The 23,033-nt window shown below is 62.1% G+C and carries 19 protein-coding genes and 1 pseudogene; 7 read left to right on the top strand and 13 right to left on the bottom strand.

Going from position 1 to position 23,033, the window contains the following annotated elements:
* Nucleotides 1–87 precede the first annotated feature (87 nt).
* The 7 genes and pseudogenes from BLQ55_RS12410 to BLQ55_RS12385 form a co-directional block, all read right to left on the bottom strand.
* Nucleotides 88–1,389 (bottom strand): ATP-binding protein, encoded by a 1,302-nt coding sequence (locus BLQ55_RS12410; RefSeq protein WP_092196578.1) that lies wholly within the window; start codon nucleotides 1,387–1,389, stop codon nucleotides 88–90.
* A gap of 4 nt (nucleotides 1,390–1,393) precedes the next feature.
* Nucleotides 1,394–2,095, bottom strand: a complete 702-nt coding sequence (locus BLQ55_RS12405; protein WP_060741688.1) for a response regulator — start codon at nucleotides 2,093–2,095, stop codon at nucleotides 1,394–1,396.
* 287 nt (nucleotides 2,096–2,382) lie between these two features.
* Nucleotides 2,383–3,564 (bottom strand): pyridoxal phosphate-dependent aminotransferase, encoded by a 1,182-nt coding sequence (locus BLQ55_RS12400; protein ID WP_092254038.1) that lies wholly within the window; start codon nucleotides 3,562–3,564, stop codon nucleotides 2,383–2,385.
* Between the two features lie 41 nt (nucleotides 3,565–3,605).
* Entirely contained in the window at nucleotides 3,606–4,469 is an 864-nt protein-coding gene (locus tag BLQ55_RS32810; protein ID WP_371128532.1) for a methyl-accepting chemotaxis protein, read from the bottom strand.
* Nucleotides 4,461–5,231, bottom strand: a pseudogene (locus BLQ55_RS32805) (MCP four helix bundle domain-containing protein); the annotation flags it as partial. The pseudogene BLQ55_RS32805 and the gene BLQ55_RS32810, both read right to left, overlap by 9 nt.
* A 187-nt stretch (nucleotides 5,232–5,418) precedes the next feature.
* Nucleotides 5,419–6,555 (bottom strand): glycerate kinase, encoded by a 1,137-nt coding sequence (locus tag BLQ55_RS12390; RefSeq protein ID WP_092254036.1) that lies wholly within the window; start codon nucleotides 6,553–6,555, stop codon nucleotides 5,419–5,421.
* A 282-nt stretch (nucleotides 6,556–6,837) separates the two neighbouring features.
* Nucleotides 6,838–7,962: a sugar diacid recognition domain-containing protein gene (locus tag BLQ55_RS12385; protein WP_092196589.1), complete on the bottom strand. Its 1,125-nt coding sequence runs from the start codon at nucleotides 7,960–7,962 to the stop codon at nucleotides 6,838–6,840.
* 185 nt (nucleotides 7,963–8,147) lie between these two features.
* Between BLQ55_RS12385 and BLQ55_RS12380 the strand changes: the two genes are divergently transcribed.
* From BLQ55_RS12380 to rarD, 3 genes are all read left to right on the top strand, one after another.
* Complete coding sequence (locus tag BLQ55_RS12380) at nucleotides 8,148–9,458, top strand: MFS transporter (RefSeq protein WP_092196592.1); 1,311 nt, start codon at nucleotides 8,148–8,150, stop codon at nucleotides 9,456–9,458.
* A 124-nt stretch (nucleotides 9,459–9,582) separates the two neighbouring features.
* Nucleotides 9,583–10,617, top strand: coding sequence for an aldo/keto reductase (locus tag BLQ55_RS12375; protein WP_092196595.1), 1,035 nt, complete (start codon nucleotides 9,583–9,585; stop codon nucleotides 10,615–10,617).
* A 125-nt stretch (nucleotides 10,618–10,742) separates the two neighbouring features.
* A complete protein-coding gene (rarD, locus tag BLQ55_RS12370) occupies nucleotides 10,743–11,627 on the top strand; it encodes an EamA family transporter RarD (RefSeq protein WP_092196598.1) in 885 nt (294 codons plus the stop codon).
* Nucleotides 11,628–11,800: 173 nt separating this feature from the next.
* On the opposite strand, the gene hppD is transcribed toward rarD, so the two are convergent.
* Both hppD and BLQ55_RS12360 read right to left on the bottom strand, forming a co-directional pair.
* Nucleotides 11,801–12,877 carry a 4-hydroxyphenylpyruvate dioxygenase gene (gene hppD, locus BLQ55_RS12365; RefSeq protein WP_060741677.1) on the bottom strand — a complete coding sequence of 359 codons (1,077 nt, stop codon included), beginning with the start codon at nucleotides 12,875–12,877 and terminating at the stop codon, nucleotides 11,801–11,803.
* Nucleotides 12,878–13,127: 250 nt separating this feature from the next.
* Nucleotides 13,128–14,072: a DMT family transporter gene (locus tag BLQ55_RS12360; RefSeq protein WP_092196601.1), complete on the bottom strand. Its 945-nt coding sequence runs from the start codon at nucleotides 14,070–14,072 to the stop codon at nucleotides 13,128–13,130.
* Between the two features lie 247 nt (nucleotides 14,073–14,319).
* Between BLQ55_RS12360 and BLQ55_RS12355 the strand changes: the two genes are divergently transcribed.
* From BLQ55_RS12355 to BLQ55_RS12345, 3 genes are all read left to right on the top strand, one after another.
* Complete coding sequence (locus tag BLQ55_RS12355) at nucleotides 14,320–15,183, top strand: LysR family transcriptional regulator (protein WP_092254034.1); 864 nt, start codon at nucleotides 14,320–14,322, stop codon at nucleotides 15,181–15,183.
* Nucleotides 15,184–15,449: 266 nt separating this feature from the next.
* The gene (locus BLQ55_RS12350; RefSeq protein WP_092254032.1) at nucleotides 15,450–16,994 is read left to right on the top strand and encodes an EAL domain-containing protein; all 1,545 of its coding nucleotides are present in this window, start codon (nucleotides 15,450–15,452) and stop codon (nucleotides 16,992–16,994) included.
* A 224-nt stretch (nucleotides 16,995–17,218) separates the two neighbouring features.
* Complete coding sequence (locus BLQ55_RS12345) at nucleotides 17,219–17,584, top strand: histone-like nucleoid-structuring protein, MvaT/MvaU family (RefSeq protein ID WP_092254030.1); 366 nt, start codon at nucleotides 17,219–17,221, stop codon at nucleotides 17,582–17,584.
* A 94-nt stretch (nucleotides 17,585–17,678) separates the two neighbouring features.
* Here the strand turns inward: BLQ55_RS12345 and BLQ55_RS12340 are convergent, their stop codons facing one another.
* Nucleotides 17,679–18,215 carry a DUF4946 domain-containing protein gene (locus BLQ55_RS12340; RefSeq protein WP_092254028.1) on the bottom strand — a complete coding sequence of 179 codons (537 nt, stop codon included), beginning with the start codon at nucleotides 18,213–18,215 and terminating at the stop codon, nucleotides 17,679–17,681.
* Between the two features lie 195 nt (nucleotides 18,216–18,410).
* Here BLQ55_RS12340 and gloA point away from each other — a divergent pair, with 195 nt between their 5' ends.
* Complete coding sequence (gene gloA, locus BLQ55_RS12335; protein ID WP_092254026.1) at nucleotides 18,411–18,932, top strand: lactoylglutathione lyase; 522 nt, start codon at nucleotides 18,411–18,413, stop codon at nucleotides 18,930–18,932.
* A gap of 177 nt (nucleotides 18,933–19,109) precedes the next feature.
* Here gloA and ahpF read toward each other — a convergent pair whose 3' ends face one another.
* The 3 genes from ahpF to gorA all read right to left on the bottom strand — a co-directional run bounded on the left by ahpF (nucleotide 19,110) and on the right by gorA (nucleotide 22,972).
* Nucleotides 19,110–20,672, bottom strand: a complete 1,563-nt coding sequence (gene ahpF, locus BLQ55_RS12330; RefSeq protein WP_092196619.1) for an alkyl hydroperoxide reductase subunit F — start codon at nucleotides 20,670–20,672, stop codon at nucleotides 19,110–19,112.
* A gap of 124 nt (nucleotides 20,673–20,796) precedes the next feature.
* The gene (gene ahpC / locus BLQ55_RS12325; protein WP_092196623.1) at nucleotides 20,797–21,360 is read right to left on the bottom strand and encodes an alkyl hydroperoxide reductase subunit C; all 564 of its coding nucleotides are present in this window, start codon (nucleotides 21,358–21,360) and stop codon (nucleotides 20,797–20,799) included.
* 256 nt (nucleotides 21,361–21,616) lie between these two features.
* A complete protein-coding gene (gorA, locus tag BLQ55_RS12320) occupies nucleotides 21,617–22,972 on the bottom strand; it encodes a glutathione-disulfide reductase (RefSeq protein ID WP_092254025.1) in 1,356 nt (451 codons plus the stop codon).
* Between the last annotated feature and the right edge of the window lie 61 nt (nucleotides 22,973–23,033).

Raw genomic sequence — 23,033 nt, 5'->3', positions numbered from 1 at the left:
TTGTCTGCGACTCAATTGTCTGGGGCAAGATCGCAGCCTCGTTTCACTCGTCAGCTCCTACGAGCTCCTACGGGGGTCGAGGATGCATCAGGGTGGTGTTGGCAGCCATAGCCTGAAACGTGCCCCGCCCAGTGGCGAGGCTTCCACCGTCAAGGTGCCGCCCTGGGCTTCCAGGGCCCGGCGGCTGATGGCCAGGCCGAGGCCAAAGCCGCCCGTGGCGCGATCGCGGCTGCGGTCCAGGCGATAGAACGGCTCGAACACCCGCTCGCGTTCGCCGTCGGGAATGCCGATGCCGTCGTCGTCGACCCAGATCTCACAGCCTTGATCACCCACCAGCACGCCGATCTGGATGTGCTTTTCGCAATAACGCATGGCATTGCGCAGCAGGTTCTGCAACGCCCGTGCGGTCAGCCGTGGGTCCAGCACAAAACGCTCCAGCGTTCCATGCAACAACACGTCGATGACCACGTCCGGCGCCGCCAGGTCCTCGTCGACGCTGCCCAGGATGCTGTCGATGAACTCGTCCAGCGCCACTTCGACCCGTTCGGGCAAGTGTTGCGGGTTTTGCAATCGACTGTAGGACAGCAGCTCCAGCACCAACTCATCCAGCTCGCGAATGTGCGCCACCAGCCCTTGCAGACGCTCGCGGCTGGGTGCCGGCAGGTCGTCGGACAGCGCCAGGGCCAGGCCGAAGTCGAGCCGCGTCAGGGGCGTGCGCAGTTCGTGGGACACGGCGTTGAGCAGATCCCGCTGTTGGTTGAGCAGGTTCTCGATGTCCCCTGCCATCGTGTCGAACACGTGGGCCAGGCTGCCGATGTTCGAACTGGAGGCGATGTGCGTACGCTCCCCCAGATGACCTTTGCCGAAACGCTCGGCGGTGCGCCGCAGGCGTTCCAGGTCGCGCCAGTGAGGCCGCAACCAGAGCAACAGGCAGGCCAGCATCGTCGCGCCGATCAACACGTTGATGCTCCAGTACAACCAGCTGACATCGGCCGGGTCCGGCGGCACGACCATCTTCACCGCCGTGCGCTCATCCAGCGGTGCCGCCGCCAGGGTTCGCCAGGCCCAGTCGCCGAGGCGCACCACATTCTCGCCGCGCTTGAGACGTGCCTGCTCCTCGGCGCTGAAACCGTTGTCATCAATGGCGGCCAGTTCGATGCGCAGCGGGTCGAATTCCTTGTCCATCTGCGCCGCCAGCGCCGGCCACTGTGCGCTGGGCACGGCGCGGAACTGCTTGACCAACAAGGTTTGCAGGCCCCGGGAATAATCGAGGTTGTAGGTCAGGAAACGCTCGTGGAACAGGCGGACCACCAGTTCCGGCATCAGGTAGATCGCCGCGCTGTAGGACACGATGGTGACCAGGTACAGGCGAATCAGCAGCTTCCACATCGACTCAGCATTCCCACTCGGAACGGCTGAACAAGTAGCCCTTGCCCCACACGGTCTTGATCTTGCGGGCTTCGTCGGCGTTGTCGTCGAACTTGCGCCGCAACTTGGAAATCGCCACATCCACCGAACGGTCGGTGCCGTTGAATTCGATGCCCCGCAGGCGTTGCAGGATCTGGTCGCGGCTCAACACTTCGCCGGAATGCCGCGCCAGCACCACCAGCAGGTTGTATTCACCGCTGGACAATTCCACCGCCTGCCCGCGCCAAGTCACCGTGCGCTCGGACAGGTCGATGCACAGGTTGCCCACCAGGATGCGGTCGTTGGCCGTCTGCGGCTCGATGAGGCTGCTGCGCCGCAACAAGGTGCGCACCCGCGCCAGCAACACCCGGGGCTCGCACGGCTTGGTGACATAGTCGTCGGCGCCCATTTCAAGGCCCAGGACCTGGTCATGGCTGTCGTCCCGGGCGGTGAGCATCAGGATCGGCAAGGTCGCCGAATCGGCCCGCAGCAAGCGGCAGACCTGCAAGCCGTCCAACCCCGGCAGCATCAGGTCGAGGATCACCAGGTCCGGCGGATCGACCCGCGCCCGTTCACGCACATGATCGCCACGGCTGAGGACGCTGACCTGATAGCCGTTGCGCTCAAGATAACTGGCGATCAGTTCAGAGAGTGCGGTGTCGTCTTCCACCAGGAGGATGTTGGGCATGGTGTTTCCAGAAAGTGCTGTGGCGCCGGCCATGCCGCTATCGCGAGCAAGCTCGCTCCCACAGTGGTGTTGTGTCGTCCCCAAGACCCTTGTGGGAGCGAGCTTGTTCGCGATAGCGGTGCAACAGGCGCAGGAAAATCTCAAGCGGCCAAGGATATACGCCCTCACCCACCCAGAGCCAAACCCCTTACACAATTTCACACACTGTCTACAAAGCTTTACCGGATTACCCCTTTTCTGGATCGTGAGCTCTTTGTGAATACACTGCGATTGAGCATTGTGAAACTTCAGCGCATTTGCAAAGACTGACCGGCACACGAGGCAATCCGCCTACACGCCTCCGCCAGTTTCACCTGATCGACCACCAACCCGATCCGAATATGCCCCGCCGCACTCGGCCCGAACGCCTCGCCGGCCAGCACCGACACGCCATACCCGTCCAACAGCCGCTCGGCAAATGCCTGGGCGTCGAGGCCCGTCTGGCGCACATCGACCATCACGAACATCCCGCCGTCAGGCCGCACCGGCTTGAGGCCCGGGCAGTCATCAAGCATGGCGCACACCAGCTCGCGGCGCTGGCGATATTCCTCGTGCATCTGCGCCACCTCAGGCAGAGCCTGCTCCAGCGCGACCTGGGCGGCGCGTTGCACGAAATCCGGCAAGCCGAACAGCATGCACAGCGACAGGTTCGCCAAGTGCCCGGCCAGCGCCTGCGGCCCGATGACCCAGCCGATGCGCCAGCCGGTCATGGCGTGGGATTTGGACAGGCTGTTGATCGTCGCGGTGCGCTCGGCCATGCCTGGCAGGCTGGCCGGGCTGATGTGTTCGCCTTCGTAGATCAGGTCGCTGTAGACCTCGTCACTGATCAGCCAAAGGTCATGTTCGATGCACAACCGCGCCAAGGCTTGCCAGGTGGACATCGGCAGGCTGGCGCCGGACGGATTGTTCGGGCTGTTGAGCAGCATCGCCCGGGTACGCGGGGTCACAAGACGGGCAACATCCGCCGGTTCGACCCGAAAACCGTTCTCCGGACGGACCGCCACCGGCACCACTGTCGCGCCACAGGCACCGAATACCGCCTCGTAGGTGACATACATCGGCTCAGCGACGATAACTTCGTCGCCAGGGTTGAGCAGGCATTGCGCGACCGCGTACACCGCGCATTGCGCCCCCGGCAGCACAACCACATGTTCGGCGCCTACTCCCTGGCCGCAGCGCAGGCGGTGACGCCGGGCAATGCTGGAACGCAAGGTGTGTAGGCCGCGAATGTCCGAATAATGAGTGTCGCCAGCCCGCAGGCTGCCCACCGCCGCATCGACGATGGCCCGTGGAGTGTCAAAGTCCGGGTCGCCCACCGACAACAGCAACACGTCCATGCCCTGTTCGCGCATGGCCAGCGCCCGGTCGTGAATCTGCCAGGCGGCGGCACCTTCGCCGGTGATGCGTTGGGTCAAGACTGAGAAGCGCATGTACGTCTCCTGATTGCGCGGAATCCAGCCTCAACCCTATCTCAAATCACAAACCGCGCCACCATCGCATTCAAACCCACCGCCAGGCGCGACAGTTCGTGGGTGGCGTCGCTGGTCTGTTTCGCGCCGCTGGCCGATTGCGTAGCCAGGTCACGGATGTTCACCAGGTTGCGGTCCACTTCGCGGGAGACCTGGGCCTGTTCTTCCGAGGCGCTGGCAATGACCAGGTTGCGCTCGTTGATCTGGTGGATCGACTGGGTGATCTGCTCCAGGGCCACGCCGGCGGCCCGGGCCATCTCCAAAGTGCTTTGGGTGCGCTGGTTGCTCTGCTGCATCGATTGCACGGCCTGGCCGGTACCGTTCTGGATGCCGGCGACCATTTTTTCGATTTCCTGGGTCGATTGGGCGGTGCGATGGGCCAGGGCCCGGACTTCATCGGCCACCACCGCGAAACCGCGTCCGGCTTCCCCGGCACGGGCGGCTTCGATGGCCGCGTTCAGCGCCAGCAGGTTGGTCTGCTCGGCGATGGCGCGGATCACATCCAGCACCTTGCCAATGTCCCGGCCCTGGACCGCCAGGCCTTCGATCATCGAAGCGGTGGCTTGCACGTCGTGGGTCATGGTCTGGATCGCATCGACGGTTTCCACCACCCGCGAGCGCCCTTCCTGGGCTGCCTGGGTCGACTGGCCCGAAGCTTCGGAAGTGGACACCGCGTTGCGGGCGACCTCCTCGACGGCGGCGGTCATCTCGTTGACGGCAGTGGCGGCCTGCTCGATTTCATTGTGTTGCTGTTGCAGGCCGCGGGAGGATTCCTGGGTGACCGCGCTCAGTTCCTCGGCCGCCGCCCCCAATTGGCTGGCGGAGCCGGCGATCTGCTCGATGGTCTGGCGCAGGCTGCCCTGCATCGCGGCCAAGGCCTGGAGCAAGCGGCCGGGTTCATCCTTGCCGTCAACCGCGATGTCCTGGACCAGGTTGCCGCTGGCAATGATCCGGGCCGCCTCCAAGGCCCGGTTGAGTGGCGCGACGATACTGCGGGTCAGCAGCAACGCCAACACGACCGTGGCCAGCGCGGCAATGAGCGAGACGACGATGATGCCGGTGATGGCGCTGTTGTAATGTTCGCCGGCCAGGGCCGATGCCTCACTGGCACCGGCCACGTTGAGGGCAATGAGCTTGTTGAGCTGCTCGCCCATCAGGTCGGTGCCTTCCTTGATCCGCGTATTGATGTGAGTGCGCAGCTCGTCAGTCTTGTTCTGGCGCGACAACTCGAGCATTTCTTTCTGGGCTTGCAGATATTTGTCGAGGGTCGCCGAAAAGACTTTGTACAGCTCAGCCTCTTGCGGCGAGGCCGGCAACGCAGCGTAACCGCTATTGGCCTTGTTCAGTTTTTCCACCAGCACACCAATGCGGCCGTCGGCCTCTGTCAGGCTGGCCGGGTCGCGGTTGACCAGGATCCGGAACGAAAGAATGCGCATGCGCAACACGCTTTCCAGCACATTGGCCAGGTAGCCGACGCTGGGCACTTGGGACTGCTCCATGTCCAGCGAAGCCTGGCGGATGACTGACATGCGATTGGCGGCGAATACGCCGAGGATAACGACGAGCAACGCGATGACGGCGAAGCCCAGAAAAGCCCGGGGAGCGATATTCAAGTTGCGTAGAGACATGGGAAGACCTCGCTGTGATGGGGTCGAGCATCCATGCCGCCAGCGTACGGGTTGGAATAATTGTGTGTACGCCTGAGTGGTTATCGGCCGGGCTCCAGGGTTTTTGCAGGGGAATGTAAAAAAATATTTCACAAGGCTTCCGTGGCGAGGGAGCTTGTTCCCTCGCCACAAGTGTGCGCGACCGGCTTTATCGGCGCGCCACCCGCCACAGCCGGGCGATGTCCTGGGCGCGCTCGCTCAACAGGCGCGGGGCGTCGACGCAGGCTTGCTGCAAGGTCATCGGCCCGTTGGCCAGGGCGAAGGCGGCGTCGATACCGTGTTCGTACAGCGCCTGGTAGCCCTCCCCCAGCGTGCCGGCAATGACCACCACCGGTACGCCCTGCTGGCGGGCGATGCGGGCCACGCCGAAGGGGGTCTTGCCGCGCAGGGTCTGGGCGTCGAAACGGCCTTCGCCGGTGATCACCAGGTCGGCGCCGCTGACCGCCTCGGCCAGCCCGGTCAATCGGGCGACGACGTCCACGCCGGTACGAAACTGGGCCCCCAAAAAAGCCTTGGCCGCGAACCCCAGGCCACCGGCGGCGCCACTGCCCGGCTCGTCGCGTACATCCCGGCCCAGCGCCTGGGCACAATGGTCGGCGAAATGCCCCAGGGCCCGGTCCAGTGCCTGCACTTGAGGGACCGAGGCGCCCTTCTGCGGACCGAAGACGGCGGAAGCGCCATGGGGTCCGCACAGCGGGTTATCGACGTCGGCGGCGATCTCGAAACTGACATGGGCCAGGCGTGGGTCGAGGTCGCTCAGGTCGAGGCGCGCCAGGTTCGCCAAAGCCAGTCCGCCGGAAGGAAGGGGTTGGCCCTGGTCATCCAGCAATGCCACGCCCAGGGCCTGCATCGCGCCGGCGCCGGCGTCGTTGGTGGCACTGCCGCCGATGGCCAGGATTACCCGCCCGGCCCCTTCGTCCAAGGCGGCGCGGATCAACTCGCCGGTGCCGTAGGTGCTGCTGGAACAGGCATCGCGCTGCTCCGGTGGCACGAGCTGCAAGCCACTGGCCTCGGCCATCTCGATGATCGCGGTGCGGCTGTCGGCCAACCAGCCCCAGCGGGCCTCGACGGGAGCGCCCAGGGGACCGCGGACCCGGGTGTGACGCCACTCGCCATTGCAGGCGGCCAGCACCGACTCCACCGTCCCCTCGCCGCCATCGGCCATCGGGCACTTGACCAACTGGGCATCCGGCCAGACCTGGGCCAGCCCCTGGGCGATGGCATCGGCGACACCCTGGGCGCTGAGGCTGTCCTTGAACGAGTCGGGGGCGATGATTATTTTCATATTACTCTCCGGTTCCGATGCACAGCATGCTGCCAGTTGACCGCAGCCGTGACGCCGGTCTGCCGCACAAAAGACACCGGGCATTATTGTTCAATTTCACAAATACCGGTTTTCCAGGAGATTCAGGTTGAAGCTGCCGGCCTCATCGCGAGCTGGCTCGCTCCCACAGAGCGAGTGCCGCAGATCAAACTGTGGGAGCGAGCTTGCTCGCGATAGCGGTGTGTCAGCTTGCACAGGTATTGGATGTGCCACCGTCATCGCGAGCAAGCTCGCTCCCACAGGTTATGGGGTGATCTCGGCGGTCTGCGGCAACAGTTGCACTCCCAGGTACAACGCCAGCATCCCATCCAGCCGCAACGGATCCACGCCGCTGAGCTCGGCGATGCGTTCCATGCGGTAGCGCAGGCTGTTGCGGTGAATGCCCAACGCGTCGGCGCAGGCCTGGCTTTGGCCGTCGTGTTCGCACCAACTGCGTAGGGTCGCGAGCAACTGGCCGTTGCTGTCCTTGGCGATGACCTTGCGCAGCGGGGTCAGCAATTCATCCAGGGCGTCGTCGCTGCGATGACGCCAGAGCATCACCGGCAAGCGATAACGGTTGAGGGTCAGCATTCGCGACTGCGGCAACACATCGCGCCCGTAGGCCAACAGGTCCCCGACCCGTCGGTAGCAACGACGCAGGCCCGCCAGCCCTTCGGCCTGGCCGCCCACCGCCACGCGCAGAATGCTCCAGCCCAATCCGTCGAGCTTGCCCAGCAGGCGCTCGTTCTCCACCGAGGCGGTCACCGGCCGGCACCAGAGCAAGGAAGATTTGGACGACGTCAGGCACCAACTGTCCGGGTAGCGCGACATCAGCCAGGCGCTCAGCGTCTCGACGGTCTGGCCGGACCCGTGCTCCAGGCCCAGTTCGAACAGATACGGCACTCGTGAGAGTTGCGGCTTGAGGCCCATTTGCCGGGCTTCGTCCAGCAGTCGCGGCGAATCCCCGGCGTCCCCCAGCAGCAACGCCAGCAAGTCATCGCAACGCTGGCGGCGCCATTGCTGTTCGGCCTGCTGGTTGCGCTGGCCCACCAGCATCTCGGCGGTCATGCGCACCAGTTCGGCGTAGGTACGCAGTTGCGCGGGCTCCCCAGTGATGCCCAATACGCCAATCAGCCGTTGATCGAACATCAGCGGCAGGTTGATCCCCGGCTGCACGCCCTTGAGGTGCATCGCGGTGTGCTCGTCGATTTCCACCACCCGGCCATTGGCCAGGACCAGTTGCGCCCCCTCATGGCGCGTATTGACCCGCTCGCGCTCGCCGCTGCCGAGGATCAGGCCCTGGTTGTCCATGACATTGACGTTGTACGGCAGGATCGCCATCGCCCGGTCGACGATGTCCTGTGCCAGGTCGTGATCGAGTTCGAACATGGGCGGTGTTCCTTGCAGGGGGCATGAATTGTTGTTTCAGGCATGGGTTTGGTCAGGCGCACAGGGCCTGCATTCAAACCCTGTGCTCAAGCACAAAGACACGGGACCTTGGGCTGGCCGAGACTCAAGGGGCGGTCAACGTTACCCCCTGGCTCGCAAAAATCATAATAAAGAGAGACCTCGCCATGTCCCAGAGCGCAGCAGCCCTCCTGGCTACCAACGACGAAAAGAATACCGTCTACAAGCGCATCACCCTGCGTTTGATCCCCTTCATCTTCATCTGCTACCTGTTCAACTACCTCGACCGGGTCAACGTTGGCTTCGCCAAGCTGCAGATGCTCGATGCCTTGAAATTCAGTGAAACCGTGTACGGTCTCGGCGCCGGGATCTTCTTCATCGGCTACGTACTGTGTGGCGTACCGAGCAACCTGGCCCTGACCCGGTTCGGCCCCCGGCGCTGGATCGCATTGATGATGATCACCTGGGGCACGCTGTCGACCTGCCTGCTGTTCGTCACCACCCCCACCCAGTTCTACACCCTGCGGCTGTTCACGGGTGCGGCCGAAGCCGGATTCTTTCCTGGCGTGGTGCTGTACCTCTCGCAATGGTTCCCGACGTTCCGTCGCGGCCGGATCATGGCGCTGTTCATGTCGGCCATCCCGGTGTCCGGCCTGTTGGGCAGCCCGTTTTCCGGGTGGATCCTCAACCACTTCGCCGCGGGCCAGGGCGGCCTGGCGGGATGGCAGTGGATGTTCCTGCTGCAGGGTATCCCGACGGTGATCCTCGGCGCTCTGGCGTTCTTCCTGCTCAGCGACACCTTCGCCAACGCCAAATGGCTGACCGCCCAGGAACGCGCCGTGCTCACCGCCGACCATGCCGACGACCTGGCGAACAAACCGCAGACCACCGGCGACTCCCTGCTGGCCGTATTCAAGAACCCGGCGATCTGGGCCTTTGGCCTGGTGTACTTCTGCATCCAGAGCGGCGTGTACGCGATCAACTTCTGGCTGCCGTCGATCATCAAGAGCCTGGGTTTCAGCGATAACCTGGTGATTGGCTGGCTGAGTGCGATTCCTTACCTGCTGGCAGCGGTGTTCATGTTGCTGGTGGGTCGCTCGGCGGACTTGCACAAAGAACGTCGCTGGCACTTGGTGGTGCCGATGCTGATGGGCGCGGTCGGGCTGCTGATCGCCGTCAACTTCGCCACCACCCCGGCCATCGCCATCATCGGCCTGTCCATTGCCACCATGGGTGCCCTCACCGGCCTGCCGATGTTCTGGCCGGTGCCCACCGCCCTGCTCAGCGCCGGAGCCGCCGCCGGTGGCTTGGCCTTGATCAATTCCATGGGCCAGATGGCCGGCTTCCTCAGCCCGTACCTGGTGGGTTGGGTCAAGGACGCCACCGGCTCCACCGACGCGGCGTTGTACCTGCTCGCCGGGGTGATCGTGTGTGGCAGCCTGCTGGCACTGCGTATGACCCGCACCCTGCGCACCTGAGGCAAGCCTTGCTCCCACAGAAGCTCATTCCCACAGGATTGGCAGTGTTTGAGAATTCTGTTTGATCCGCGCGGTGGTTCTGGGGTTTGATTGAGCCTTTCTCCATGGATAAAAGGATCTTGTCATGAGCTACCGCACGCTAGGCCATTCCGGGTTGCAAGTCTCGACGTTGACCCTGGGCACGATGATGTTCGGCGAACAGACCAGCACCGAGGATTCCCTGCGGATCATCGACAAGGCCTGGGACCAGGGCATCAATTTCATCGACACCGCGGACGTCTACACCAACGGCCGCTCCGAGGAAATCGTCGGCGAGGCGATCGCCCGTCACCGCCACGAATGGGTGCTGGCCACCAAGGTCGGCTTCGGCCCGCCGGACGGCGTGCCCAACCGCAGCGGCCTGAGCCGCAAGCACCTGTTCAATGGCATCGAGGCCAGCCTGACGCGCCTGGGCACCGATTACCTGGACATCTATTACCTGCACCGCGAAGACCACAACACCCCGCTGCACGTCACCGTGTCGGCCATCGGCGACTTGATTCGCCAGGGCAAGATCCGCTATTGGGGCCTGTCGAACTACCGTGGCTGGCGCATCGCCGAAGTGATCCGGATCGCCGACAGCCTGGGCATCGACCGACCGGTGATCAGCCAACCGCTGTACAACATCGTCAACCGCCAGGCGGAAACCGAGCAGATCACCGCCGCGCAGAACTACGGCCTTGGCGTGGTGCCGTTCAGCCCGCTGGCCCGCGGCGTACTCAGCGGCAAGTACGCGCCGGATGTGGCGCCGGACGCCAACAGCCGTGCCGGGCGCCAGGACAAACGCATCCTGGAAACCGAATGGCGGGTCGAGTCCCTGCGCATTGCCCAGCAGATCCTGCAATACACCCAGGGCCGGGGCGTGGGCATCGTCGAGTTCGCCATCGCCTGGGTGCTGAACAACAGCGCCGTGACCTCGGCCATCGTCGGGCCGCGCACCGAGGAGCAGTGGGATTCGTACATCAAGGCGCAGGCGGTGAAGATCAGCGCGGAAGATGAAGCCTTCATCGATTCGCTGGTGACGCCGGGGCATGCGTCGACACCGGGGTTCAATGATGTGAGTCATTTCGTGCCGGGGCGAGTGCCCGTGGGAGCAAGGCTTGCCCGCGATGAACGATAACGCGGTTCAACCGTTCAACCGCAGCGCCGCCATCGCGGGCAAGCCTTGCTCCCACACACTTGCTCCCCTGGATAACCTTGCCAGCCAACAGTTTGGGTTGATTGATCGCCCTCAAGAGAATCACCGTGTCCAAAGGCATCGCTCTATCGGTCTCGGCCTCTGTGCTGTTCGCCGTCATGTACTACTACACCTCATTGCTCTCCCCCCTGAGCGGCGTGGAGATCTTCGGCTGGCGCATGCTGCTGACGATGCCATGCATGACCGCCTTCCTGCTGGTGACGCGGGACTGGCACCTGGTCACGGCGCTGATCCAACGCCTGGTCGCCACGCCAAGGCTATTGATTGCGGCAATCCTCTCTTCGGTGCTGATGGGCGCGCAGCTATGGCTGTTCATGTGGGCGCCGCTCAATGGCTACAGCCTGGACGTGTCGCTGGGGTACTTCCTGCTGCCGCTGTCGATGGTCCTGACCGGGCGCATCGTCTATGGCGAGCGCCTGTCCTACCTGCAGAAAGTCGCCGTGTTCTTCGCCACCCTTGGCGTGTTCAACGAGTTGTACCGGGTGGGTGGTTTTTCCTGGGCAACCTTGCTGGTGGTGATCGGCTACCCGATCTATTTCATCCTGCGCAAACGCATCAAGACCGACAACCTCGGCGGGCTCTGGCTGGACATGACCCTGATGCTGCCCGTGGCGCTGTGGTTCGTGCAAAGCGGTGAACAGGGTTTCAACGTGTTCGATCAATACCCGCGGCTGTCGCTGCTGATCCCGTTGCTCGGGGTGATCAGCGTCAGCGCGCTGGTGTCCTATATCGTTGCCAGCCGGCTGCTGCCGTTCAGCCTGTTCGGCTTGTTGAGCTACGTCGAACCGGTCCTGCTGCTGGGCGTTGCGCTGCTGTTGGGCGAAAGCATCGAGGCCGCTGAATGGCTGACCTACATCCCCATCTGGATGGCCGTGGCGGTGTTGGTGTTCGAAGGCTTCAAGCACCTGGTGCGGCAACGGCGCAGGGCTTGAGGCCAACGCCCTCCTGTGGGAGCGAGCTTGCTCGCGATGGCGGCGGATCAGCCAATATCGATGCAAGCTGACCCACCGCCATCGCGAGCAAGCTCGCTCCCACAGGCTCTGCATCGTTCAATAAAAAGCCCGCCCGACATCACTGCCGGGCGGGCTTTTTCATGGGTCAGGTGTTACTCGGTCGCCAGCACGCCTCGACGCACCTGGTCGCGCTCGATGGACTCGAACAACGCCTTGAAGTTGCCTTCGCCAAAGCCGTCGTCGCCCTTGCGTTGGATGAATTCGAAGAACACCGGCCCCATCAGGGTTTCCGAGAAGATCTGCAGCAGCAGGCGCTTATCACCCTGTTCGGAAGCACCATCGAGCAATATGCCCCGCGATTGCAGTTCATTCACTGGTTCGCCGTGGTTCGGCAGGCGGCCTTCGAGCATTTCGTAGTAGGTGTCCGGCGGCGCGGTCATGAAGCGCATGCCGATGCTTTTCAAGTGGTCCCAGGTCTTGATCAGGTCATCGGTGAGGAAAGCCACGTGCTGGATGCCTTCGCCGTTGAACTGCATCAGGAACTCTTCGATTTGCCCGGCGCCCTTGGACGACTCTTCGTTCAACGGGATGCGGATCATGCCATCCGGGGCGGTCATGGCCTTGGAGGTCAGGCCGGTGTATTCGCCCTTGATGTCGAAATAACGGATCTCACGGAAGTTGAACAACTTCTCGTAGAAGCCGGCCCAGTAGGCCATGCGCCCGCGGTACACGTTGTGGGTCAGGTGATCGATGATTTTCAGGCCCGCGCCCACCGGGTTGCGGTCCACACCTTCAAGGAACACGAAATCGATGTCATAGATCGAGCTGCCTTCGCCAAAACGGTCGATCAGGTACAGCGGCGCGCCGCCGATGCCCTTGATGGCCGGAAGATTCAGCTCCATCGGGCCGGTCTCGATGTGGATCGGCTGGGCGCCGAGTTCCAGGGCGCGCTTGTAGGCCAGTTGCGAATCCTTGACCCGGAATGCCATGCCGCACACCGACGGGCCGTGCTCGGCGGCAAAATACGAGGCCACGCTGTGGGGTTCGTTGTTGAGGATCAGGTTGATCGCGCCCTGGCGATACAGGTGCACATCCTTGGAGCGGTGGGTGGCCACTTTGGTGAAGCCCATGATCTCGAAGATCGGCTCCAGGGTGTTGGGGGTCGGGGATGCGAACTCAATGAACTCGAAGCCCATCAGGCCCATGGGGTTTTCGTATAGATCTGCCATGTCGGCGCCTCATCATTCTGGTCAATTAACAAAAAACGTTAGTTGCAGGCAATGCTGGGGACACGGGGCGGCGCGCAGGAAATACCACGAACGCTGCGGGCGAGGAAATCGCCGTAGATCAGTTGAAACCCAAGTATCTTCATTGTCGACCCAAGGCTCTCGCGGGCGAGGCTTCTGCTGCCAGAAGACGTTATTCTTATATGCGTAAATCGATTCTACACAGCGTAACCGGATTTGTCCGCCTTCTGTATCAAATCGCCTTTTCCTTCGACCGCGCAAGGGGTTTGTTGCACAGGAAAATACCCACCAGGATCACGCCCCCGCCGACGCACATCAAGGCCGTGAGCCGTTCGTCCAGCAGCAGCGCTCCCAGCAGCACCGCCGTCAGCGGGTTGAGCGCGATGAATACGCCAGAGCGGGTCGCGCCGATCCGGCGAATGCCGTCATACCAGGCGATATAGGCCAGGGCCGAGCCCAGCACGCCGAGGTACAACAGGCTCAGCCATTGTTCCATGTCCAACGCGCGCAGGGCGTCGAGCCGAACCTCGCCCGCCGCCGCGCAGGTCAGCCACAACATCAGCGTGCCCAGCAGAATCGACCAGGTCACGGTCTGCAAGGGACCGAGGCTGTCATTGAGTTTTTTCGAAAACAGCGAATAGACGCCCCAGCCCAGCACGCAGCCAAAAATCAACAGGTCGCCGATCCAGCCCTGCGTCGCGCCTTGCAACAAGGACGGATCACGACTGACAATCACCAACCCCGCCCCGCCAATGCACAGCACGATGCCCGCCCCTTTCAGGCGGCTGAGCCGCTCCTTGAACAACCACCAGGACGCCAGCCCGATCACCGCCGGGTTCAAGGCCACGATCAGCGAAGCCCGCGACGCATTGATGTACTGCAAGCCATAGAAGAAGCACAGGTTGTAGAAAAAGATGCCGAAGAACCCCAGCGCCGCCAATTGCAGCCCCTGCTTCACAGTGGGCCTGGCCAGCGGGATCCCGGCCAGGGCGAGAAACGCCAGCAGCGCGAGACTCGCCAGCAGGAACCGCAGGCTGGCGGCAAACATCGGCGCCAAGGCATCGGCAAGGATCCGGCCGGCCACGAAGGTCCCGCCCCAGATCATGGTGACCATGGCGAGCTTCAGGTAGACCGGCAGGTCCGACGGGATCGGGACGGTTTGTTCGAGGGTTTTCATGGTTTCACCACCGCACGCTAATGAGAACAACGCAAAACCTGTGGCGGGGGGGATTAATTGTGGGAGCAAAGCTTGCTCGCGATGAAGGCGGCGCGACTCAGCAGGCAAACCGAGTCATCGTTCATCGCGAGCAAGCTTTGCTCCCACAGGTTGCGACCTCGCTACAGGTGTTGTGCTGCTTCCTGATTCAAGTCAGATACCTCATTATCTGGCTCATGCATTGTCATCGTAAAATGAGCGATCACTCATGACCCTCACTCAACTCGAAATATTCTCCCTGGTCGCCGAGCTGCGAGGTTTCACCGCCGCGGCCACGCGCTTGGGCATTGGCCAATCCGCGGTGTCCCACGCCATCAAATCCCTGGAACAAGAGTTGGGCGTGGAATTGCTCAGGCGCCATCAGTCGGTGGTGGAGCTAAGCGACATTGGCCAGCAGTTGCTGCTGCGGGCCCGGGCCATGCTCGGGCTGGCCAACACCTTGCGTCAGGAAGCCGCCGATGCCCGGGGCATGCGCCGAGGCACCTTGCGCATCGGCTCGTTCGGGCCGACGTCATCGATGAAACTGTTGCCCGGAATCCTGCGGCGCTATCGAGCCTTGCATCCCGGGATCGAAGTGCACATCGACGAAGGGCCCGACAGGCAGGTCGTCCAATGGCTGGACGAACGGCGGATCGACGTCGGTTTCGTGGTGCTGCCCGAGGAGCGTTTCGATACGTTCGCGTTGCTGGAAGATCAGATGGTCGCCCTGCTGCCCGCCTCACACCCCCTCGCCGCCCAGGCCAGCCTGAGCCTCAAGGACCTGTGCAACGACCCCTTCGTGCACACCGAGGCGGGATCGTCGGAGCTGGTCACGCGCCTGTTCAATGCCGCCCGGCTGACACCGAACGTGCGTTTTCGTTGTTCGCAGTTGCTCAGCACCCTGGATGTCGTCAGGCGTGGCGAGGCGGTGAGCGTGGTGTCCGAAGGGTCGTTGCCGGACGATGGAAATCCCGGTTACGTCGCCCGGCCCCTGTCGCCGCGGGTGCCGCGCCAGATCGGCCTGGCGGTATTGGACAGCCGCCAGGCCTCGCCCGCGACCCTGGCGTTCATCGAGCTGGCCCGACAGTCATGAGCCTCTGTGGGGCCGGGCTTGCTCGCGATGTCGGCGAGTCAGCTTGCATCGAGATTGAATGTCACGACGTCATCGCGAGCAAACTCGCTCCCACAGTATGGGCGTGAGCGCCGCAGGCTCCCTGTGGGAGCGAGCTTGCTCGCGATGGCGGTGGGTCAGCTTGCAACAATTGCGGGCCTGCCCACAGACAGGCAAGTCACCGACAGGCCATCTATCATGGTCGGCATCTGACGCTTCCCTCATCTCCTTTTCCTCAGGTTGTGCCGATGCCCTTGACCGCCACCCGCTCGCACGCCCGGTCCCGTCGCTTTCTGGTCACCCTGCTTTGCGGTCTGGTGCCGATCCTGTCGGGGCTGGTCATTTTGTACATGCAAGCCGAACGGACGCTGGCGCAACACGCCCTGCAGACCGCCGAGGAGTCGGTCAGGCAGATCGAACTGATGCTCGACAACACCGCGTTGGCGGCCCGTGAACTATTGCCCCTGGCCGGCCAGCCCTGCGAAGTGGTGAAGCTGGCCTTGCGCGAACAGGTGACGCGCCGGCCCTTTGTCCGCTCGGCCAACCTGATCTGGGACAACAACCTCTATTGCAGCTCGCTGTTCGGGGCGTTCGAGGAACGCGTCAACCCGAGCGACTATCACCAGGGCAGGCTGTGGCTCCTGGACGGCAACCCGGTGACGCCGGACACCGCGTTGCTGATCTACCGGCTCAATGAGGGCCGGCAAGGCGCCCTGGCCACCCTTGACGGGTACCACCTGGCCAACGTCCTGCGCCTGATCGGCCGCCAGGCCCGGCTGCGGCTCCAAGTCGGGCCGAATTGGCTGGCGGCGGATGGCAAGGTCCGGCCAGCGCCCTTGCCCGGGTCGCCGGTGGCCCAGACCGAACTGGGTTCAGCGCGCTACGCCTTCAATGTGGAAGCCGGATTCGACGAGGGTGAAACCTGGCGCTACATGGCCAGGGAATATCCGCCACTGCTCAGCCTGCTGGTCTTCTTCGGCGTTGTGGCCGGGACACTCGGACACTGGCTGCAACAGCGCGCCTCGTCTCCCAGCCGTGAATTGCAACGGGCGCTGGAAGCCGGCGAGTTCGTGCCCTACCTGCAACCGGTCGTGCACAGCGACAGCAAACGCTGGGCCGGCGTCGAGGTGCTGATGCGCTGGAACCACCCCAAGGAAGGCCTGGTCCGCCCGGATCTGTTCATCCCCTTCGCCGAACACAGTGGCGTGATCGTGCCGATGACCCGTGCGCTGATGCAGCAAACCATGCACCTGCTGGTGCCGCTTGCGCCTCGACTCGAAGCGCCGTTTCATGTCGGCATCAACATCACCGCCCGCCACTGCCAGGATCTGGCGCTGGTGGACGATTGCCGCGAGTTCCTCAATGCCTTCGCGCCGGGTGCGATGACCCTGGTGTTGGAGTTGACCGAGCGCGAGCTGATCGAACCGACGCCCGTGACCCGGCAACTGTTCGACCAACTGAGGAATTTGGGCGTCAAGATCGCCCTCGACGATTTCGGCACCGGTCATTCCAGCCTGGCGTACTTGCGCCAGTTCAATGTGGACTACCTGAAGATCGACCAGAGTTTTGTCTCGATGATCGGTGCCGACGCCCTGTCGCGCCACCTCCTCGATAGCATCATCGAACTGTCGGGCAAGTTGGACCTGGATATGGTTGCCGAGGGTGTCGAAACCGTCGAACAAAGCGACTACCTGAGCGCCCATGGGGTGAACTTTCTACAAGGCTATCTATTTGGCCAACCGATGAGCGGTCAGGCATTCGTCGAGACCTTGACCGGCACTAATGGCAGTTAACTGCCGTCGATCTATTGACGATGTCCTGCCAATTGATAAAAGCGCTTGCTGTTGTTACATAACGAAAAAGTTACGATTTACACTTTCTGGATTAACTACTACAATTTTTCTACCTGTGCCACATAACAGGAGAGAGTCATTAACACCGAGTCGCTTCAAGGCGCTTGGCTTATAGCTTTGTTTGCGGTTGGTATCAGCCAAATATTTTGATTGGAGTAATCATTTTGTCCAGACTCGCTGAATTTCGTGCAGCCGAAAAGGCCCTTCAAGAACAGCTCAAGGCGCTGGAATCGCTGAAGAACGATGCCGGGCTCAAGAAGGAAATCGAATTCGAGGAAAAGCTCCAGGGACTGATGAAAACCTACGGCAAGAGCCTGCGCGACATCGTCGCGATCCTCGATCCGAACCCATCCAAGGCGAGCCTGCAATCGACCAAGCCCACCAAGACACGCCGCGCGCGAGTGGTGAAGGTTTACCAGAACCCGCACACCGGCGAGTTGATCGAGACCAAGGGCGGCAATCACCGTGGCCTGAAAGCCTGGAAAGAACAGTACGGTGCGGCGGCCGTCGATTCTTGGCTGCGTGGTTGACAACCCCCAAGACGCAAAAAAGCCCTGAACACTCAGGGCTTTTTTATGGGCAGGACCTTAGGATTAAACCCATTGGCGTATTACGCTGGAGGCATCATAGTTTCAAACTGTTTCGCACCGACTGTATTTCATCCTGGCTTTCAACAAACACCTGCGCCTGCCCTGCATAGGACAGCACATAAGCCTTGCCCTCATTTAGTGCCGCGACGAGTGCCTGAGACAATACATGTCGTCCGTTTTGCGTGATCGTGCAAGTGGTTTCCAATGCAGTTACGCCGCCCAACATTGAGGCATGGACCTTAGTGCATACACTTTGGTAACCACCTTGGAAAAAATCCTTCTGGATTGACTTGCGCATTTCCAACAATACGCCTTGCAAGTTGACCTGATGATCGGGCTCGACGGGGGTGGTGGTCAGTTCCATGACCATCACGGCGTTGCCTGCAGGATCACTTTTGGTTGCCCGTTGGCGCAGGGTTCCGGGTGGCACCGAGGCCGATGCGTCTGCCGGCAGCGGTTCGACGACCCAGCCCTGGGGCCACAGGATCTGCGGTTCGGCGGCCTGGACAGCACCGACACTCGCAACACTGGCAAACAGCAGGACAAACAGCGAAAGGAACGGTCGAATCATTGCGAGGCCACTCGAGGACGAATCGTAAAGTCTGAAGCCCGGGGCTGCACCAGGCAATAGCCACATGCGGTTTGGCGATGCCGCGCCCCTTGCGTATCATGGGCGCACCTGCAAGGAAGCCGTCTGATGCAAGCCCAGGAACCGTCGCGACCACGCTTGCGACGCCGTTTGCCCCACTTATTTTCCGGAGGGCCCATGAGCCTGCACGAACTCAATACTTTTCCTGGCGTCACCGCACAACCTGACGTCGCCACGGCCAGGTTCGTCTTCAACCACACCATGCTGCGGGTCAAGGACATCACCAAGTCCCTGGATTTCTACACCCGCGTGCTGGGTTTCTCGCTGGTGGAAAAACGCGACTTCCCGGAAGCCGAATTCAGCCTGTACTTCCTGGCGCTGGTGGACAAGAACCAGATCCCGGCGGACGCGGCGGCGCGTACCGAATGGATGAAATCGATCCCCGGTATCCTGGAACTGACCCACAACCACGGCACCGAAAGTGACCCGGCGTTCGCCTACCATAACGGCAACACCGACCCACGCGGTTTCGGTCACATCTGCATCTCGGTACCGGACATCGTCGCGGCCTGCGAGCGCTTCGAAGCACTGGGCTGCGACTTCCAGAAACGCCTGAACGATGGGCGCATGAAAAGCCTGGCCTTCATCAAGGACCCGGATGGCTACTGGGTCGAAATCATCCAGCCGGCGCCGCTGTAAAACTCACCACCCCCCTGTGGGAGCGAGCCTGCTCGCGATAGCGGTGGATCAGCTAGCATCGAGACTGGCTGTACCGGCGCCATCGCGAGCAGGCTCGCTCCCACAGGTGAAACGCGAGCCAAACAAAAACCCCATGAGCCATGGCCCATGGGGTTTTGTCTTGCCGCTTTCGGCTGTTTATGCCGGCGCGGAGGTGCGGATCAGGTGGTCGAAGGCGCTCAGCGAAGCCTTGGCGCCCTCGCCCACGGCGATCACGATCTGCTTGTACGGCACAGTGGTCACGTCACCGGCGGCGAACACGCCGGGGATCGAGGTCTCACCACGGGCATCGACGATAATCTCTCCCCTCGGCGACAGCTCGACGGTGCCTTTGAGCCAATCGGTGTTGGGCAGCAGGCCGATCTGCACGAAGATCCCTTCCAGCTCCACGTCCCGCACTTCACCGCTCGGACGGTCCTTGTAGCGCAAGCCATTGACCTTCTGGCCGTCCCCCGTCACTTCGGTGGTCTGGGCGTTGGTCACCACTGTCACGTTTGGCAGACTGTGCAGCTTGCGCTGCAACACCGCGTCGGCACGCAATTGCACATCGAACTCCAGCAAGGTGACGTGGGCCACGATACCGGCCAGGTCGATCGCCGCCTCGACGCCGGAGTTACCACCGCCGATCACCGCCACGCGCTTGCCTTTGAACAACGGGCCGTCGCAATGCGGGCAGTACGCCACGCCCTTGTTGCGATATTGCTGCTCGCCCGGCACGTTCATTTCGCGCCAGCGGGCACCGGTCGCCAGGATCACGGTCTTGGCCTTGAGGCTCGCACCGCTGGCGAACTTGATTTCATGCAGGCTGCCGTCCTTGCCTGGCAGCAAGGCGTCGGCACGCTGCAGGTTCATGATGTCCACGTCGTACTGCTTGACGTGTTCTTCCAGGGCAACGGCCAGTTTCGGCCCTTCGGTTTCCTGGACCGAGATGAAGTTCTCGATGGCCATGGTGTCGAGCACCTGGCCGCCGAAACGTTCGGCCGCCACACCGGTGCGGATGCCTTTACGGGCCGCGTAGATCGCTGCCGAAGCGCCAGCCGGTCCGCCGCCGACCACCAGTACATCGAAGGCATTCTTGGCGCTGATTTTCTCAGCCTGGCGTTCGATGCCGCTGGTGTCGATCTTGGCGAGAATCTCTTCCAGGCCCATGCGGCCCTGGCCGAAGTTCACGCCGTTCAGGTAAATGCTGGGCACGGCCATGATCTGGCGTTCATCGACTTCGGCCTGGAACAGCGCGCCGTCGATGGCGACGTGGCGAATGTTCGGGTTCAGCACCGCCATCAGGTTCAGCGCCTGGACCACGTCCGGGCAGTTCTGGCACGACAGCGAGAAATACGTCTCGAAGTTGAACTCGCCTTCAAGGGCGCGAATCTGTTCGATGACCTCGACACTGGCCTTCGATGGATGGCCGCCGACTTGCAACAGGGCCAACACCAGCGAAGTGAATTCGTGGCCCATGGGAATGCCGGCAAAACGCAGGCTGATATCGGCTCCCGGGCGGTTCAACGAAAACGACGGCTTGCGCCCATCGGTACCGTTGTCGAGCAAGGTAATCTGGTGGGAAAGACTGGCGACTTCTTGGAGTAACGCGAGCATTTCCTGGGATTTCGCACCGTCGTCGAGGGAGGCGACGATCTCGATCGGCTGGGTGACCCGTTCCAGGTATGACTTCAACTGAGCTTTAAGATTGGCGTCCAACATACGGGCGATTTCCATTTTGTGAATTCAGAAAAAAACAACGCCCGAGCGAATCTCGCCCGGGCGTTTTTTGGGGCGAAGCGGCTTACTTGATTAAGAGCGGATCGCCCTCGGATGACTCACAGACTTAGATCTTGCCGACCAGGTCCAGGGACGGAGCCAGGGTGGCCTCGCCTTCTTTCCACTTGGCTGGGCAGACTTCGCCCGGGTGAGCGGCAACGTACTGAGCGGCCTTGACCTTGCGCAGCAGCTCGGAAGCGTCGCGACCTACACCACCGTCGTTGATCTCGACGATCTTGATCTGGCCTTCTGGGTTGATCACGAAAGTACCGCGGTCAGCCAGGCCGGCTTCTTCGATCAGCACGTCGAAGTTGCGGGAGATGACGTGGGTCGGGTCACCGATCATGGTGTACTGGATCTTGCCGATGGCTGGCGAAGTGTTGTGCCAGGCGGCGTGGGCGAAGTGAGTGTCGGTGGAGACGCTGTAGATCTCGACGCCCAGTTTCTTGAATTCGGCGTAGTTGTCGGCCAGGTCTTCCAGCTCGGTTGGGCAAACGAAGGTGAAGTCGGCTGGGTAGAAGAACACGACAGACCATTTGCCTTTCAGGTCGGCATCCGACACTTGGACGAATTCGCCGTTTTTGAAGGCGGTAGCGTTGAACGGTTTAACTTGGCTGTTGATGATAGGCATCGATGTTTCTCCATCAGGGTTGAGAAGTTGATGGAGGGAATCTTAACCACTCATCCCCCGGCTGGCTCATTGGCAAACCTGATGTGAATGATTGGTTTTGGCTATCAGGAATCTATATAGATAGAAAAAATCTGTAGGTGCTGGTGAAGGCTGCGATCTTCCGCTTGGGACTCAAGTGTCTGGGAAAGATCGCAGCCTCGTTGCACTCGTCAGCTCCTACGCTCCTACGCTCCTACAACAACGGCTAAGGGCCGCGTCAGGCGACGGGCGTACGCATCGTCACGAACTCTTCGGCGGCGGTCGGGTGCACGCCGATGGTCTCGTCGAAGTCGCGCTTGGTGGCGCCGGCCTTGAGGGCGATGGCCAAGCCTTGGACGATTTCACCGGCATCGGGGCCGACCATATGGCAACCCAGGACCTTGTCGGTCTGGGCATCCACCACCAGTTTCATCAGGGTGCGCTCCTGGCAATCGGTCAAGCTCAGCTTCATCGGCCGGAAACGGCTTTCGAAGATCTCGACCTCATGCCCCTCTTCCCTGGCCTGTTCCTCGGTCAGGCCCACCGTGCCGATGTTCGGCAGGCTGAACACGGCGGTGGGGATCATCCGGTAATCCACCAGTCGATACTGCTCGGGCTTGAACAGACGCCGCGCCACCGCCATGCCTTCGGCCAGGGCGACAGGGGTGAGCTGGACGCGACCGATCACGTCGCCAATGGCCAGGATCGACGGTTCGGTGGTCTCGTATTTTTCGTTGACCTTGACGAAACCCTTCTCGTCCACCGTGACGGTGGTGTTCTCCAGGCCGAGATTGTCGAGCATCGGTCGCCGGCCGGTGGCGTAGAACACACAATCGGTGATTAACGTTTTGCCATCCTTGAGCTCGACCCTCAGGCTGCCGTCGTCCAGTTTTTCGATGGATTTGATGTCGGCGTTGAATTGCAGGTCCAGGCCACGACGGGTCAGTTCTTCGGCCAGGTGCTTGCGCACCGCACCGTCGAAACCGCGCAGGAACAGTTCGCCGCGATACAGCAACGACGTCTGAGCGCCCATGCCGTGGAAGATCCCGGCGAATTCCACCGCAATGTAGCCACCGCCCACCACGATGACGCGCTTGGGCAGCTCCTTGAGAAAGAACGCCTCGTTGGAGCTGATGGCGTGCTCACGCCCCGGAATGTCCGGGATCACCGGCCAGCCGCCGGTGGCGATCAGGATATGCCTGGCGGTGTGACGCTGGCCGTTGATCTCGACCTCATGGGGCCCGGTCAGCCTGGCGTGCCCTTCGTGCAACGCGACGCCGCTGTTGACCAGCAGGTTGCGGTAAATGCCGTTGAGGCGATTGATCTCCTGGTCCTTGTTGGCGATCAGCGTGGCCCAGTCGAAACTCGCCTCGCCCGCCGTCCAGCCATAGGCCGACGCTTGCTCGAAGTCCTCGGCGTAATGCGCGCCATAGACCAGCAGCTTTTTCGGCACGCAGCCCACGTTGACGCAGGTCCCGCCCAGATAGCGACTTTCCGCCACGGCCACCTTTGCCCCAAAACCGGCGGCGAACCGCGCAGCCCGCACACCACCGGAACCGGCGCCAATCACATACAAGTCAAAATCGTAGGCCATTCTTTATCTCCTTCGGCAGGTCATCAGCATACCTGCTGTTTTCACCTGAGGCAGCGTTGCG

This window comes from Pseudomonas sp. NFACC13-1 (assembly GCF_900104425.1).
Taxonomy (GTDB): Bacteria; Pseudomonadota; Gammaproteobacteria; order Pseudomonadales; family Pseudomonadaceae; genus Aquipseudomonas; species Aquipseudomonas fluorescens_AA.
Note: the sequence above shows the minus strand (reverse complement) of the source record. Positions and strands in the feature narration are given on the sequence as shown.

Excerpts from the sequence above, each read along its gene's own strand:
- ahpF (WP_092196619.1), bottom strand. The coding sequence starts at position 20,672 with ATGTTGGACGCCAATCTTAAAGCTCAGTTGAAGTCATACCTGGAACGG.
- BLQ55_RS12410 (WP_092196578.1), bottom strand. The coding sequence starts at position 1,389 with ATGTGGAAGCTGCTGATTCGCCTGTACCTGGTCACCATCGTGTCCTAC.
- BLQ55_RS12390 (WP_092254036.1), bottom strand. The coding sequence starts at position 6,555 with ATGAAAATAATCATCGCCCCCGACTCGTTCAAGGACAGCCTCAGCGCC.
- BLQ55_RS12405 (WP_060741688.1), bottom strand. The coding sequence starts at position 2,095 with ATGCCCAACATCCTCCTGGTGGAAGACGACACCGCACTCTCTGAACTG.
- BLQ55_RS12350 (WP_092254032.1), top strand. The coding sequence starts at position 15,450 with ATGCCCTTGACCGCCACCCGCTCGCACGCCCGGTCCCGTCGCTTTCTG.
- BLQ55_RS12340 (WP_092254028.1), bottom strand. The coding sequence starts at position 18,215 with ATGATTCGACCGTTCCTTTCGCTGTTTGTCCTGCTGTTTGCCAGTGTT.
- gloA (WP_092254026.1), top strand. The coding sequence starts at position 18,411 with ATGAGCCTGCACGAACTCAATACTTTTCCTGGCGTCACCGCACAACCT.
- BLQ55_RS32810 (WP_371128532.1), bottom strand. The coding sequence starts at position 4,469 with ATGCAGGGCAGCCTGCGCCAGACCATCGAGCAGATCGCCGGCTCCGCC.
- BLQ55_RS12400 (WP_092254038.1), bottom strand. The coding sequence starts at position 3,564 with ATGCGCTTCTCAGTCTTGACCCAACGCATCACCGGCGAAGGTGCCGCC.
- gorA (WP_092254025.1), bottom strand. The coding sequence starts at position 22,972 with ATGGCCTACGATTTTGACTTGTATGTGATTGGCGCCGGTTCCGGTGGT.
- BLQ55_RS12360 (WP_092196601.1), bottom strand. The coding sequence starts at position 14,072 with ATGAAAACCCTCGAACAAACCGTCCCGATCCCGTCGGACCTGCCGGTC.
- ahpC (WP_092196623.1), bottom strand. The coding sequence starts at position 21,360 with ATGCCTATCATCAACAGCCAAGTTAAACCGTTCAACGCTACCGCCTTC.
- BLQ55_RS12385 (WP_092196589.1), bottom strand. The coding sequence starts at position 7,962 with ATGTTCGAACTCGATCACGACCTGGCACAGGACATCGTCGACCGGGCG.
- BLQ55_RS12355 (WP_092254034.1), top strand. The coding sequence starts at position 14,320 with ATGACCCTCACTCAACTCGAAATATTCTCCCTGGTCGCCGAGCTGCGA.
- BLQ55_RS12380 (WP_092196592.1), top strand. The coding sequence starts at position 8,148 with ATGTCCCAGAGCGCAGCAGCCCTCCTGGCTACCAACGACGAAAAGAAT.
- BLQ55_RS12375 (WP_092196595.1), top strand. The coding sequence starts at position 9,583 with ATGAGCTACCGCACGCTAGGCCATTCCGGGTTGCAAGTCTCGACGTTG.
- hppD (WP_060741677.1), bottom strand. The coding sequence starts at position 12,877 with ATGGCAGATCTATACGAAAACCCCATGGGCCTGATGGGCTTCGAGTTC.